Here is a 12,833-nt window from a genome sequence, read left to right on the forward strand (position 1 = left end):
CATCGTCGATATCCGGATCCCGCACACTCCTCGGGAAGCCCGTCGTACCGGACGCGCATCGCGTTCGATGTCCGTAGCCGCAGGACGCGGCCCTGCGCGGCAGTGACGACTTCAAGGAGGAAGACCACATGTCGGAGCCCGATGTCCCGATCATCATCGTCGGCGGCGGCCCCGTCGGGCTGATGACCTCGATCATGCTCAGCCGGATGCGGGTGCGCCATGCCCTGTTCGAGCGACACCCCGGAACGTCCGTCCATCCGAAGGCCGTCGGCCTCAACCAGCGCACCTCGGAGATCTTCCGCGACGTCGGCATCGCCGACGAAGTGGCGGCGCTCGCGGCACCGCCGCACACGGTGGGCGGCACGTCGTGGCACACGTCCTTCGCCGGGCCGACGCCCCTGCACGGCCGCCAGATCGCCGCCCGCGACGCGTGGGGCGGCGGCCGCTACGCCGAGGAGTACCGCGCCGCGAGTCCGGCGCCCTACCTCATGATTCCGCAGATCCGGCTCGAGCCGGTGCTGAAGCGCGCGGCCGAGTCGTACGCCGAGGGGGAGATCCGCTTCGGGCACGAGGTCGAACTGGTGACGCCAGAGGCGGAGGGGGCACGCGTCACGATCCGCACGCCTGAGGGGTCTGCGCTCGACCTGACCGCACGATTCGTGATCGTCGCCGACGGCGGCCGATCGGTGGCCGCCCAGCTCGGCATCACCGAGACCGGGCCGCGCGACCTCGTCGACATGGTCAGCGCGCATGTGACCGCAGACCTGTCCGCGATCCTGCCGCACCACGACAGCCTCATCCACTGGTTCGTCAACCCGGACCTCGGCGGCTCGATCGGCGCCGGGTACCTGTACCACATCGGGCCCTGGGACGACCGCGGAGCGTCACGGGAATGGGTCTTCGCCGCCGCCTCGATCCCCGGCGATCCGGTGCGGTTCGACGAAGCCGGCATGCGGTTGCGCATGCAGCGCACCCTCGGCGTCCCGGACCTCGAGCTCGAGGTGAACTCCATCTCCCACTGGCACATCAACGCGGTCGTGGCCGACCGGTTCCGCCAGGGCGACGTGTTCCTGGTCGGAGACGCGGCACACCGCATTCCGCCGTGGGGGGCACTCGGCCTGAACACCGGCGTGCAGGACGCGCACAACCTCGCGTGGAAGCTCGCGGCGGCCTTGGCCGACCCCGCGTTCGAGCCGCTGCTCGACACGTATGACCGGGAGCGCCGACGGATCGCCCGCAACGTCGCGGACACCTCGCTGCGGAATTTCCAGAACCACGGCGGGATCGTGGACCGCGCGCTCGGCCTCGAGCCCGGGCAGCAGCCCGACGACGGGTGGCGGGCGCTCGGCGAGCTCTGGGCGAGTGGAGCGCGGGGCGACGCGCGCCGCGCCGCGGTGGCCGAGGCGATGACGGTGCTCGATCAGGAGTTCCACGCGCACGGGACCGAGATCGGCTTCGGCTACCCGGAGGGCGCCCTCATCCCGGAGGACGGCTCGGACCAGGACTCCTTCGGGGCACTCGTCTACGAGCCGAGCACGGTCCCGGGCCATCACCTTCCCCACTGCTGGCTCGTGGAGGACGGCGTCGAACGATCGACGCTCGACCTCCAGGGGCCGGGGCGCTGGGCGCTGATCGTCGATGACCGAGCGGAGGCCTGGCGCGACTCGCTCAGCGCGTCGGACGCACCGCTCGCCGCCCACGTCGACGTGATCGAGGTCGGCGTCGATCGCGCGATCGCCGACGTCTCCGGCGCGTGGGCCTCGACCCGGGACATCGAATCCGATGGCGCGATCCTCGTCCGGCCCGACGCGTTCGTCGCCTGGCGAGCGCGCACGTCGGACGGGATCGACGGGCTCGACGCTGCGCTTCGCACCCTGTCGGGCGCCCCGGTCGGCTCAGTCCCGTAAGGCCTCGGAAGTGCGGAGCGTGTCGGAGGCACGGAGTGCCTCGGAGGCACGGAGCGTCGCCGACGGCAGCTCCCCGTACCTGGCCCGATAGGTTCCGGAGAACCGACCGGGGTTGCCGAACCCGCGTGCACGCGCGATGTCGGCCACCGTCGCGCGCGATCGGCCGGCGGCGACGCGCTGGAGGTCCCTCCGCGCCGCCTCCAAGCGCACCCGTGTGACGTACTCGAGCGGCGTGATGCCGAACTCACGCCGGAACGCGGCGTACACCGCGCGTTCGCTGACGTGGACCTGCTCGGCGATCGTCGCGGCCGTGATCGTCTCGGCGTGGTGCTCGCGGATCCACGCCGCGGCACGGTCGACCCACGGGGATCCGGCCGGAGCGGGCGACGGCCCGAGCTCGTCCATGCGGTCATGGGCGTGGTGGAGCAGCATGGTCGAGAGCAGGAGCTCGCGAAGCTCCTCGACCACCACCGCCCGCCTCGGGTCCGTCCCGAGGTCATCCATCGCCGCGGCCAGCGATCGGACGAGGCCCACGATCAGCGCGTCCTGGCTGCCGGCGCCGAGTGTCGGCCGGAAGCGCATCGGGCGAGCATCGCGACCGCCGCCGAGCGTCTCCCACTTCCGCGCGAGCGCCTCGGTCTCCAGCCGGACGACGAGCAGTTCGAGATCACCGCTCCACCGCATCCGGACCGGTGCGGCGTCCGAGAACACGGCGCCCTCGCCGGTTCCGACGACGTGCCGTTCGTCGCCGCGTTCGAAGCCCAGTCGGCCACGCAGCGGGATGTGCACGGTGCAGAAGCCGTCGAGCGGAGCGGCGGTGATCTCGACCGACGCCCGGTACGAGAAGGCGAGCATGGAGACGTCGGTGCCCGGCGTCGCACGGATCTCGGCCCGGAACCTGGCCGAGTCCTGCCCGAGACGCATGCGATGCCGGTTGAGCAGCTGCGCGGCGAACTCGTGAGCCTCGTCCGCCGTGCCGTCGAGGAGCACGCGGCGGGCGCCGAGCGCGCCACGCGGGTCGTGTCGTGTCATGAGTGCACTTCTTCGCGTCGTCGACGACCGCGGACTTCGTCCGCGCCCGCTTCATTCCAGCAGCGATGAGGCGAATCGGCAAGCGAAGCTGTGGTCCATTGCATGCAACCGGGGAGCGCGTACCCCCTCGGCGGTGGCCAAAACCGCATCGGGCCGATAAGAATGGATCCAATCGAGTTCCGCTGATGACCGGCGACAGGAGACCAAGCCGTGCAGACCCAACTTCCCCGGACGGCTCCGGTCGCCGCGGCGGCTCGCCGATGACGGCGACGCGGCCCGAGGCATCCGGCATGGTGCGGATGACCCGCGGCGGCGACGCCGGCGCGCGCGTCGCCGACGGGATCCGCGACGCGATCCTCGCCGGCGAGTTCCCGCCGGGCACCCGAATCCGGCAGGAGGACGTCGCGGAGCGATTCGGGGCGAGCCGCGTGCCCGTCCGCGAGGCGCTCCGGATCCTCGAACACGAAGGACTCGTCACGCTGGTCGCCAACACCGGCGCCTGGGTGTCCTCGCTCACCGCCGACGAGTGCGAGGAGATCTATCAGATGCGCGAGCGCCTCGAGCCGCTCCTGCTCGCCTACTCCGCCCCATACCTGGACGACGGGGACCTCGACGAGCTCGCCGCCCTCGCTCAGGAGATGGCGGCGACGGACGATCTCGATCGCTTCCTCGAGCTCGATCGACGATTCCACCTCGCCTCCTATCGGCGCGCGGCGACGAGCCAGCTCGGCGAGCTCGTGACCAAACTGTGGAACACCACCCAGCCGTACCGCCGCACGTACACCCGGGCCTTCGGCGACGAGGCGCGACGCATCGCGAACGACGAGCACCACCTGCTCGTCGTGGCGCTGCGCGACCGCGACGTTCACGAGGCCGAGCGCGTCCTCGCCGCCCACATCCGGCGCACGCGCCGGCAGCTGTCGCGGCATCCCGAGCTGTTCGTCGGCCTCTCGGCGGGCGCGACCGACTCCCCCACCTGACGAAAGGCATCGAATGGACTACATCCGGCTCGGATCGAGCGGACTCGAGATCTCGCCGATCGCCGTCGGCAGCATGAGCTTCGGCGAGCCCGGCCGCGGCACGCACCCCTGGACGCTCGGCGAGGAGCGCAGCCGGGAGCTGATCACGCTCGCGGTCGAGCTCGGGCTCAACTTCTTCGACACCGCGAACGTGTACTCGGACGGCTCTGGCGAGGAGATCCTCGGCCGCGTGCTCGCCGAGGTCGCGCCGCGAGACGAGCTCGTCATCGCGACGAAGGTGCACGGGCCCATGGGCGCGGGTCCGAACCGACGCGGGCTTTCTCGCAAGGCCATCCGCCAGGAGGTCGACGCGAGCCTGCGGCGCCTGGGCGTCGACTATATCGACCTCCTGCAGATCCACCGGTTCGACCCGGAGGTCCCCCTCGACGAGACGCTCATCGCGCTCGACCAGCTCGTGCGCGACGGCAAGGTGCTCTACCTGGGCGCATCGTCGATGCACGCGTGGCGGTTCGTGATGGCGCGCGAGCGGCAGCGCGAGCTCGGCCTGGCGCCCTTCGTCTCGATGCAGAACCAGTACAGCCTCATCTCGCGCGAGGACGAGCGCGAGCTGCTGCCGTACTGCGCGCACGTCGGGGTGGGCGCGATCCCGTGGAGCCCGCTCGGGCGCGGGAAGCTGACCCGCCCCTGGGGCACCGAGACCCACCGGACCAGTCGCGACGCCGTCGCGCTCGACCACTACCGGCAAGCGGTGGACTCCGACCACGCCGTCGTCGACGCCGTGGCAGCGGTCGCCGCCGAGCGCGGTGTGCCGATGGCCCAGGTGGCGATCGCGTGGCTGCGGCGCAACCCGGCGCTCAGCGCACCGCTCATCGGGGTCACGAAGGAGCAGCACCTCCACGACGCGGTCGCCGCGCTGGATCTCGCGCTCACCGACGAGGAGGCGGCCCGGTTGGAGGCGCCGTACCGGCCGCGGCTCCCCGAGCTGTACTGACGGTCGCCCCGCGATCCGTCCGATCCGAGTGGCCTGTTACGGCGCGACGATCGGCGTGATCTCAGCGCGGTCGCGCGACGCCGCGAGCGTCTCGTCGATCCGCTCGAGGGGCCGGATGCCGCCGAGCATCGCCTCGACGTCCACCGCCCCCGACTCGAGCATCGGGCCGAACGTCGCGATGTCCCGCCTCATGTCGAGCCGCCCGCTCTGCGAGCTGCGCACGTCCCGCCCGCGCAGCGCGAGGTCGAACAGCGGGAACGCGACCTCCGTGTCGCGCGTGACATACGAGGTCAGCGTCACCACGCCGCCGAGCCGCGTGAGCTCGAAGGCCTGACGCACGGACTCGACGGAGCCGCCGGCATCGAAGCCGAAATCGGCACCGCGGCCGTGCGTGGCCGCGAGGACCGCCTCGCGGAGGTCGACGGCCTCCGGATCGATCACGTGCGTCGCCCCGACCCGTTCGGCCAGCCGGCGACGCTCGGCGATGGGGTCGACCGCGACGATGCGTGCCGCACCGAGGATCCGGGCGGCCTGGATCATCCAGAGCCCGATCTGACCGCAACCGACCACGACGACCGAGCTGCCCGGCTCGACCCGCCCGACGTTGACGACCGCGCCCATGCCCGACACGATCCCGCAGCCGAACATCGCGAGCCATTCGTCGGGCAGGTCGCTCTCGATCGGGAACACCTGGATGTCGCGGATCACCGAGGCCTCGGCGTACGTGGCCGACGAGCCGGGCGCGCGCACCTCGCGCCCGTCGTCGAGCCTCCCGATGACCGGCGGCTCGACGAACAACCCCTCGCACTGGTCGACGCGACCGTTCACGCACCAGAAGCAGCGCCCGCACTCGGGCGTCGCCGTGATCAGCACGCGCCGGCCACGAGCATGGCGAGCGGATGCCCCGGCGTCGGCGATCGTGCCGACGGCCGCGTGTCCGAGTACGACGGGATGGACGCCGAGCTCGGACAGCCCGGTGTCGCCCTTCAGCGCGAGCCAGTCGCTGTAGCAGAACGCGCTCGCGTCGATCTCGACGACCACGTCGGACTCGCCCGGGTCGCGGAGCGCAACGCGCTCCACGGCGAACTCCGTCGCCCCGTCATGCGCCACCGCGGCGCGGATCGTGGTCGGCATGCCGACTCCTCTCTCTGTGGTCTCCAGTCCTCGGTCGGTCGGTCGCGGCGAGTCGCGGCCGGTCGCGGCCGGTCAGGTCGCCTCGCCCGGGTCCGCGGCGCCGCGGCGGCGCGGGAGCGAGACCGCCCCCAGCCCGGCGAGCGCGACGGCGGCCACGGCGAGCGCCGCGCCGACGACGGATGCACCGGTCAGCCCCATCGCGTCGACGGGGATGAGCAGGTCCAGTGCGAGTGACGCGATAGCCTGCCCGGCGGCGACGCACATGATGACACTCAGCACGCCGATCGTGCGTACGGTGACCGCGGTGACGACCCCGACCACCGCACCCACGGCACCGCCGAGCGGCGCCCAGGCGGGCACCGCGGCGAAATCGATGGGGTCGATGGCGTTCGCGATCAGGAGGCCGATGACCGCGAGCACGCCCGAGGTCGCGAAATTGATGACCGACATGGCCGCGAACTCGCCGGTGGCGACGACGACCCATCCGTTGGCCGCCTGCTGGATCGCGACGATGATGCCGGCGACGACGACCACGGGGACGACCGCGACGTTCGCCGGGTCGAAGCGGCCGAACGCACCCACGAGCACGGCGATCACCGCGACGGCCAGGCCCGCTGCTCGGAGCGGGGTGAGCGACCGACGGCCGCCTGGGCCGAGATTCCAGGAGTCGGCCATGACCGATCCGGCGAGCTGGCCCAGCGTGATGGCGACGGCCACCGTCACGACGCCGACCTCCGGCGTCACGATGACGATCGCGAGCACCGCGACATAGCCCATGGCACCGCCGAGGAACCACCACCGGCGCAGTGGCACGACCCCGGCTCGCAGCCGGCGGAGTGCTCGGGGCACCGCGCCGGTGACGACGGCCACGAGGAGCGCGAGCACGAGCGCCGAGCCGTGGTTGATCGCGGTCGCGTAGACCGGCGAGCCGACCGCCACGCTCGCGTGGCCGTTGATCGAGGTCTGCGCCGCGACCCCCGCGCCGGCCGCGAGCGCGGCCAGCGTGGCGGGGACGACGGCCCCGGCCGGGCGCCTCACGCCAGCACGCGGTGCAGGAGGGCGAGATGGGCGGCATCGGGCTGCAGCTCATCGCGCTCGATGCGGTGCGCGACCTCCACGACGGCCCTGTTGACCGGGGTCGGGATGCCGAGCCCGGCGCCGGCTTCGACGACGTGCCCGTTCAGGTCGTCGACCTCGCTGTGCCGGCCCTTGCGCCAGTCCTGGAGCACGGTCGTCGTCGCGCCGGGCACGACGAAGCCCGCGAACAGCTTGTCGGTCATGATCTCCACGACCCGGTCCGGCTCGGCGATCTCGTCGGGCGTGAGCCCGAAGATCGGCAGGACCGGATGCCCCAGTGCGGCGCCGACCGTGAGCGCCTCTTCGCCCGCCGCCACCATGACATCGCGGAAACCCGGGGTGTGCAGCGCGTCCAGCATGGGCAGGCCGAGGATCGCCGAGGTGACGAGCAGCGTCGCGTTGCTCACGAGCTTCATCCACTTCGCCGCTTCGATGTCGTCGAACCGCTGGACCGTGCCGGAGTGCCGGAGCAGCGCCGCGATCTCCTCGGCGCGCGCAGCGGGCCCGCCCGGAAGCGCACCGACCGCGAACCACGAGCGCGGGACACCCGTATGGCGGTGCACGATGCCCGGCTCGTCCATCGTCGCGGAACACTCGATGACCGCTCCCATGGTGCGATCGGGGCCGGCGACCTGCTCGATCGCGCGTGCCGTCATGCCGTTCTGCACGCCGACCATGAGCCCGTCCTCGGCGAGGTACGGCGCGATCAGCTCAGCGGCCCATCGCGAGTCGTAGGCCTTCATGACCATGAGCACGACGTCGAACGGCTGCTTCAGCTCGGCGACCTCGCAGAGGTGCATGGTGCGCGGGCGGACGTGGAGCTCACCCTCGGGCGAGAGGATCCGCAGGCCCTCGGCCCGCATCCGCTCGACGTGGGCCGGCCACTGCTCGACGAGGACGGCATCGAGGCCGGCCGCCGTCAGATCGGCGCCGATCGACGCACCGTTCGCCCCGGCTCCCAGCACCGCGATCCGCGGGTCGCTCATCCGCGCCTCCGTTCCTCCATTGGCACCGAACACGATACAGCACAGATGTACACTAAAGGCGGTCGTCGGCTGATATCGTGGGACAGACCCATCGCCATGTACATCATGGCTGCACATCTCGACGAGGAGAGCAGGACCGAATGATCCTCCACATCGCAGCGTTCCGCTGGAAGGACGACGTCACCGAGGCGGACGTCACCGCGCTCACCGACGCGCTGACGCAGATGGCGACGCAGATCCCGGAGATCCGCTCGTACTCGGCCGGCCCGAACCTCCACCTTCGCCCCGCGGGCGCCGACTACGGCGTCGCGGCGATCCTCGACGACGCCGCCGGCCTCGACGCCTACCTCGACCACCCGCTGCACCTCGCCGTCTACGAGGAGCACCTCGGTCGCATGATCGGGGAGCGTGCCGCGGTCCAGCTGCCGATCAGCGAAGGCGCATTCCGGTGACCGACATGCGCGCCGCAGTGCTGCACGCCGTGGGCGACCTCCGCATCGACACGCGTCCCGTGCCCGAGCCCGGTCCGGGCGAGGTGCTGATCCGGGTCGCGGTGTGCGGGGTGTGCGGCAGCGACGCGACGGAGTACGGGCGGGGTCTCGTCCTCGCGCAGCCGCCCGTGACCCTCGGTCACGAGTTCGCCGGCACCGTCGAGGCCCTCGGGCCCGGCGTCGACGGACCGGCCGTCGGCGCGACGGTGATCTGCGGCGCGGGAATCTCGTGCGGCGAGTGCAAGCCGTGCCGCCAGGGCCGTACCAACCTCTGCCGCAGCTACACGACGCTCGGCTTCCACCACGACGGCGGACTCGCGGGGTACGTCGTCGCGCCCGCCGGAATCGTGCTGGACGTGAGCGACAGCGGCCTCGCCATGGACACGCTCGGGCTCGCACAGCCCATGGCGATCGCCGTGCACGCGGTGCGCCGCAGCGGGCTCCGCGATGGCCAGGACGCGGTCATCGTCGGCGTCGGCGGCATCGGCGCCTTCATCACGGTCGCGGCGGCCGCGACGGGTGCTCGCGTGCTCGTGGTCGACCTGAACGAGGACCGGCTCGAGCTCGCCACCCGGCTCGGCGCGTCGGCGACGCTTCGCGCCGGGACGACCACCCTGACCGACCGGCTCGACGAGCTCGGCATGGATCCCGACGTCTTCTTCGAGGTGAGCGGCTCGGCGCCCGGGCTCGCCTCCGTGCTCGAGGCGGCCGAGCCCGGTGCGACGATCGTTCCGGTCGGCATCCAGCGCGGCGAGCCGGCCCTGCCGCTCGGCCGCTGGACGCTCAACGAGTACACGATCGTCGGCACCGTCGCGCACGTCTACCACGACGATTTCCCCGAGGCCGTGCGTCTGCTCGGCACGCGCGAGGACTGGTCCGATATCGCGGGCGAGGTGATCCCCCTCGATCAGGTGGGCGAGCACGCGCTGCGGCCGCTGCTCGAGGGGCACTCGGAGCAGATCAAGACCCTCGTGGACCCGTGGATCTCGGCACCGCGCCGCGCGGTGCACGCGCGCTGATCCCCGGCCGTCCCGCTCGCTCGCGCCACCCGCGACGATCCGCGCCAGGTACGACCGTCGCACCTGGCGCGGATCGTCTGGGCTGGCGCGGGTGGCGCGATGGGGCGTCAGGCGCCGAGCTCGTCGAGCGAGCGCAGCACGTCCACGGCGGAGCCGATCGTCGCGCCCGGCTTCACGGGCTCGCCCGGTGCATCCCGCATCGCCTGATTCTGCTGACGGCGGCCGACGACGAACCAGACGCCCTTGGCGATGCCGGACCCGCGGTTCTCGTAGAGGTGCGGCCGCACCGAGTCGAACTGCAGCGAATCGCCGGGTCGGAGCACGTACGTGTCGAAGTCGAGGTGCAGCGTGAGCTCCCCCTCGAGCAGGTAGGCGTACTCGATACCTGCGTGCCGCATGAGCTTGCCCTCGACCGAGCTGCTGGCGCCGGGCTCGTAGGTGACGAGGATCGCGTCGGCCGGTCCGCCCGCGGCGGCGGCGAGCCGCTCCCACCGCACCCCGTTCTCCATCTCGATGACCGGGTTGTCGTCGGCACGCTGCACAGCGAGCAGCCCGCCCGAGCCGTCGACCGCGCCCACCGCAGGCGCCACGGACTCGTCGGCGAGTCCGAGCAGCTCGTCGAGCGAGGCGCCCAGGTGGTTGGCGAGCGCGTAGAGCGTCGCGACCGAGGGCTGCGTCTTGCCGATCTCGACCTGCGAGATGAGGCTCGCGGAGACGCCGAGGGACTGCGCCACTCTGCGCAGGCTCAACCCCCGCTTCAGTCTGGCGTCGCGCAGGCGTTCACCGAGGCTGTCCGGCATGTTCGCTCCCATGTGCGTCCTGTCTGGAACGACGACGCACGCGCCGGTCGCTCAGGTTCTGCCGCCATTGTAGGGCCCGGAGGGCGGACGGCGTTGTCCTCGTGTTAAGCTCTACTGTACGCGGCGTACAGTGCTGCGCGGAACTTTCCTGACAGGAGTACTCGATGAAGAGCACCGGCACCACCGGAACCAACGCCGTCGACTGGGAGGCCCGAGTCGATTTCGATCGCCTCCGCGACGATCGGCTGGCACGCCTCAAGGCCGAGCTGGAACGATCCGATCTGGGCGCTGTGCTCGCGTTCGACTTCTCGAACATCCGCTACATGACCGCCACGCATATCGGCACCTGGGCCATGGACAAGCTGATCCGGTTCGCCCTGCTCACGCGGAACACCGATCCCATCTCGTGGGACTTCGGTTCGGCGGCGAAGCACCACAAGCTCTACAACCCCTGGCTCGACGTCACGTCCGCCGAGATGGACGCGGACCCCAATGCCCCGCACGAGGGCGCAAAGCGCCCGCGCCTCGAGAGCGGCGCGCGAGCGGGCATCTCCACGCTCCGCGGCGCGTTCCCGCCCGATGCCGAGATCGCCGAGGGCGTCGCCAAGAAGATCAAGCGCGAGCTCGAGAAGTTCGGCCTCGCCGACCAGCCACTCGGCGTCGACGTCATCGAGCTGCCCATCCTGTTCGCGCTGCAGCGCGAGGGCATCCAGGTCGTCGACGGCCAGCAGGTCTTCATGGAGGCTCGTCGCATCAAGACGCACGACGAGATCCGGCTGCTCACGCAGGCCGCGTCGATGGTGGATGCCGCCTACGAGGACCTCTACCGATTCCTGCGGCCGGGCGTGCGCGAGAACGAGGCGGTCGGCCTCGTCGCGAAGACCCTCTACGACCTCGGCTCCGAGTACGTCGAGGGCGTCAATGCCATCTCGGGCGAGCGCTGCTCGCCGCATCCGCACGTGTTCTCCGACCGGCTCATCCGCCCCGGCGACCCGGCGTTCTTCGACATCCTGCACAGCTTCAACGGCTACCGCACGTGCTACTACCGGACGTTCGCGGTCGGCTCGGCAAGCTCGGCGCAGCGCGACGCCTACACCCGGGCGCGCGAGTACATGGACCGCGCGATCGCGCTCGTGCGCCCCGGCGCGACCACTGCGGACATCGTGAAGGTCTGGCCCACCGCCCAGGAGTTCGGCTTCCCGGACGAGGAGGCCGCGTTCGCGTTGCAGTACGGCCACGGCGTCGGGCTCTCGATCTGGGAGAAGCCGATCTTCTCCCGGCTCACCTCGCTCGATCACCCCGAGGAGCTCAAGGAGGGCATGGTCTTCGCGCTCGAGACGTACTGGCCGTCCGCGGACGGCTGGGGCGCCGCCCGCATCGAGGAGGAGGTGGTCGTCACCGCCGACGGCTGCGAGGTCATCACGAAGTTCCCGGCTGAAGAGCTGCTCGTGGCCGGTCAGCGCTACTACGCGGTCGGCGGCCCGCTCGAGCTCACGCGCGACTCGCAGTCGCACCTGAACACCACGTGGGGACGCGGCGAGGCATGACCACGCTCGGCTTCCTCGGGCTGGGCTCCATGGGCGCCGGCATGGCCCGGCGTCTCATCGATGCCGGCCACACCGTGACGGTCTGGAACCGCTCACCCGAAGCCGCGGACGAGCTCGTGGCGGCCGGCGCGCTCCGCGCCGGCACGCCGGGCGAGGCGCTCGCGGCGGACGTGTCGTTCTCGATGCTCGCGAACGACGAGGCGGTCGAGTCAGTGCTGGACGCCGAGACCGTCCGCGCGGCGTCCGGGCGGATCCACGTGCTCATGGCCTCGATCAGTCCCGACCTCGCCGACCGGATGGCGGCCGCGTTCACCGAGGCGGGGGCCGCGTACGTCGCGGCGCCCGTGCTCGGCCGCCCCGCGGTCGCCGCGGCCGGTGAGCTGAACATCATGGCCGCCGGACCCGCGGCGACGGTCGACGAGGTCGAGCCGTACCTCGAGGCCATGGGCAAGCGGGTCTGGCGGCTCGGCGAGCGGCCCTCGGTCGCGAACGCCGTGAAGGCCGCGGTCAACTACAACATCATCCACGCCATGCAGGCCCTCGGCGAGTCCATCGCGATGACCGAACGACTCGGCGTGGACGCCGAGCAGTTCGTCGAGCTGCTCACGAGCACGCTCTTCGGCGGCGTGGTGTACAGCGGGTACGGATCGATCATCGCGAAGGGCGAGTACTTCCCTCCCGGCTTCCACGTCTCGCTCGGCCGGAAAGACCTCGGCCTCGCCGAGGAGGTCGCGACCGCCACGGGCGTCCACCTCGCGACCCTCGGCGCCCTCATCGCGGTGTTCGATCGCACGCTCGCCGACCCCGAGCTGAAGGACGGCGACTGGAGCGCGATCGCCGAGGTCAGCCGCCGCGACCTGCTCTGACCG

At 71.5% G+C, this 12,833-nt stretch carries 12 protein-coding genes; 7 read left to right on the top strand and 5 right to left on the bottom strand.

Annotation, left to right across the window (positions count from 1 at the left end; all coding sequences use genetic code 11):
* Window positions 1–128: 128 nt before the first annotated feature.
* Window positions 129–1,907, top strand: a complete 1,779-nt coding sequence (locus RH864_RS02405) for an FAD-dependent monooxygenase (protein WP_310515898.1) — start codon at window positions 129–131, stop codon at window positions 1,905–1,907.
* Here RH864_RS02405 and RH864_RS02410 read toward each other — a convergent pair.
* A complete protein-coding gene (locus RH864_RS02410; RefSeq protein WP_310515899.1) occupies window positions 1,896–2,939 on the bottom strand; it encodes an AraC family transcriptional regulator in 1,044 nt (347 codons plus the stop codon). The two genes, RH864_RS02405 and RH864_RS02410, sit on opposite strands and share 12 nt — an antisense overlap.
* Before the next feature lie 260 nt (window positions 2,940–3,199).
* Here RH864_RS02410 and RH864_RS02415 point away from each other — a divergent pair, with 260 nt between their 5' ends.
* Together RH864_RS02415 and RH864_RS02420 are read left to right on the top strand one after the other, a co-directional pair.
* On the top strand, window positions 3,200–3,919 hold the full coding sequence (locus RH864_RS02415) for a GntR family transcriptional regulator (protein ID WP_310515900.1): 720 nt from the start codon (window positions 3,200–3,202) through the stop codon (window positions 3,917–3,919).
* Window positions 3,920–3,932: 13 nt separating this feature from the next.
* Window positions 3,933–4,910, top strand: a complete 978-nt coding sequence (locus RH864_RS02420; RefSeq protein ID WP_310515901.1) for an aldo/keto reductase — start codon at window positions 3,933–3,935, stop codon at window positions 4,908–4,910.
* A gap of 36 nt (window positions 4,911–4,946) precedes the next feature.
* On the opposite strand, the gene RH864_RS02425 is transcribed toward RH864_RS02420, so the two are convergent.
* The 3 genes from RH864_RS02425 to RH864_RS02435 form a co-directional block, all read right to left on the bottom strand.
* Window positions 4,947–6,044, bottom strand: coding sequence for a zinc-binding dehydrogenase (locus tag RH864_RS02425; RefSeq protein WP_310515902.1), 1,098 nt, complete (start codon window positions 6,042–6,044; stop codon window positions 4,947–4,949).
* Window positions 6,045–6,116: 72 nt separating this feature from the next.
* Window positions 6,117–7,082: a DMT family transporter gene (locus tag RH864_RS02430; protein WP_310515903.1), complete on the bottom strand. Its 966-nt coding sequence runs from the start codon at window positions 7,080–7,082 to the stop codon at window positions 6,117–6,119.
* Entirely contained in the window at window positions 7,079–8,107 is a 1,029-nt protein-coding gene (locus RH864_RS02435) for a ketopantoate reductase family protein (RefSeq protein WP_310515904.1), read from the bottom strand. Before RH864_RS02435 ends, RH864_RS02430 begins: the two co-directional genes overlap by 4 nt.
* A gap of 140 nt (window positions 8,108–8,247) precedes the next feature.
* On the opposite strand from RH864_RS02435, the gene RH864_RS02440 reads away from it, so the two are divergent.
* Complete coding sequence (locus RH864_RS02440) at window positions 8,248–8,559, top strand: Dabb family protein (RefSeq protein WP_310515905.1); 312 nt, start codon at window positions 8,248–8,250, stop codon at window positions 8,557–8,559.
* A 5-nt stretch (window positions 8,560–8,564) separates the two neighbouring features.
* Window positions 8,565–9,617 carry a zinc-dependent alcohol dehydrogenase gene (locus RH864_RS02445; protein WP_310516016.1) on the top strand — a complete coding sequence of 351 codons (1,053 nt, stop codon included), beginning with the start codon at window positions 8,565–8,567 and terminating at the stop codon, window positions 9,615–9,617.
* A 107-nt stretch (window positions 9,618–9,724) separates the two neighbouring features.
* On the opposite strand, the gene RH864_RS02450 is transcribed toward RH864_RS02445, so the two are convergent.
* Window positions 9,725–10,429, bottom strand: coding sequence for a helix-turn-helix domain-containing protein (locus RH864_RS02450; protein WP_310515906.1), 705 nt, complete (start codon window positions 10,427–10,429; stop codon window positions 9,725–9,727).
* A 152-nt stretch (window positions 10,430–10,581) separates the two neighbouring features.
* On the opposite strand from RH864_RS02450, the gene RH864_RS02455 reads away from it, so the two are divergent.
* Together RH864_RS02455 and RH864_RS02460 are read left to right on the top strand one after the other, a co-directional pair.
* Complete coding sequence (locus RH864_RS02455) at window positions 10,582–11,964, top strand: M24 family metallopeptidase (RefSeq protein ID WP_310515907.1); 1,383 nt, start codon at window positions 10,582–10,584, stop codon at window positions 11,962–11,964.
* Window positions 11,961–12,830 carry an NAD(P)-dependent oxidoreductase gene (locus tag RH864_RS02460; RefSeq protein ID WP_310515908.1) on the top strand — a complete coding sequence of 290 codons (870 nt, stop codon included), beginning with the start codon at window positions 11,961–11,963 and terminating at the stop codon, window positions 12,828–12,830. The genes RH864_RS02455 and RH864_RS02460 overlap by 4 nt, the downstream gene beginning before the upstream one ends.
* Window positions 12,831–12,833 lie beyond the last annotated feature (3 nt).

This window comes from Agromyces aerolatus, assembly GCF_031432255.1.
Lineage (GTDB): Bacteria > Actinomycetota > Actinomycetes > Actinomycetales > Microbacteriaceae > Agromyces.

What these genes read in the sequence shown, in the direction of transcription:
- RH864_RS02405 (WP_310515898.1), top strand. Translation starts at nt 129, where the DNA reads ATGTCGGAGCCCGATGTCCCGATCATCATCGTCGGCGGCGGCCCCGTC.
- RH864_RS02410 (WP_310515899.1), bottom strand. Translation starts at nt 2,939, where the DNA reads ATGACACGACACGACCCGCGTGGCGCGCTCGGCGCCCGCCGCGTGCTC.
- RH864_RS02415 (WP_310515900.1), top strand. Translation starts at nt 3,200, where the DNA reads ATGACGGCGACGCGGCCCGAGGCATCCGGCATGGTGCGGATGACCCGC.
- RH864_RS02420 (WP_310515901.1), top strand. Translation starts at nt 3,933, where the DNA reads ATGGACTACATCCGGCTCGGATCGAGCGGACTCGAGATCTCGCCGATC.
- RH864_RS02425 (WP_310515902.1), bottom strand. Translation starts at nt 6,044, where the DNA reads ATGCCGACCACGATCCGCGCCGCGGTGGCGCATGACGGGGCGACGGAG.
- RH864_RS02435 (WP_310515904.1), bottom strand. Translation starts at nt 8,107, where the DNA reads ATGAGCGACCCGCGGATCGCGGTGCTGGGAGCCGGGGCGAACGGTGCG.
- RH864_RS02440 (WP_310515905.1), top strand. Translation starts at nt 8,248, where the DNA reads ATGATCCTCCACATCGCAGCGTTCCGCTGGAAGGACGACGTCACCGAG.
- RH864_RS02445 (WP_310516016.1), top strand. Translation starts at nt 8,565, where the DNA reads ATGCGCGCCGCAGTGCTGCACGCCGTGGGCGACCTCCGCATCGACACG.
- RH864_RS02450 (WP_310515906.1), bottom strand. Translation starts at nt 10,429, where the DNA reads ATGGGAGCGAACATGCCGGACAGCCTCGGTGAACGCCTGCGCGACGCC.
- RH864_RS02455 (WP_310515907.1), top strand. Translation starts at nt 10,582, where the DNA reads ATGAAGAGCACCGGCACCACCGGAACCAACGCCGTCGACTGGGAGGCC.
- RH864_RS02460 (WP_310515908.1), top strand. Translation starts at nt 11,961, where the DNA reads ATGACCACGCTCGGCTTCCTCGGGCTGGGCTCCATGGGCGCCGGCATG.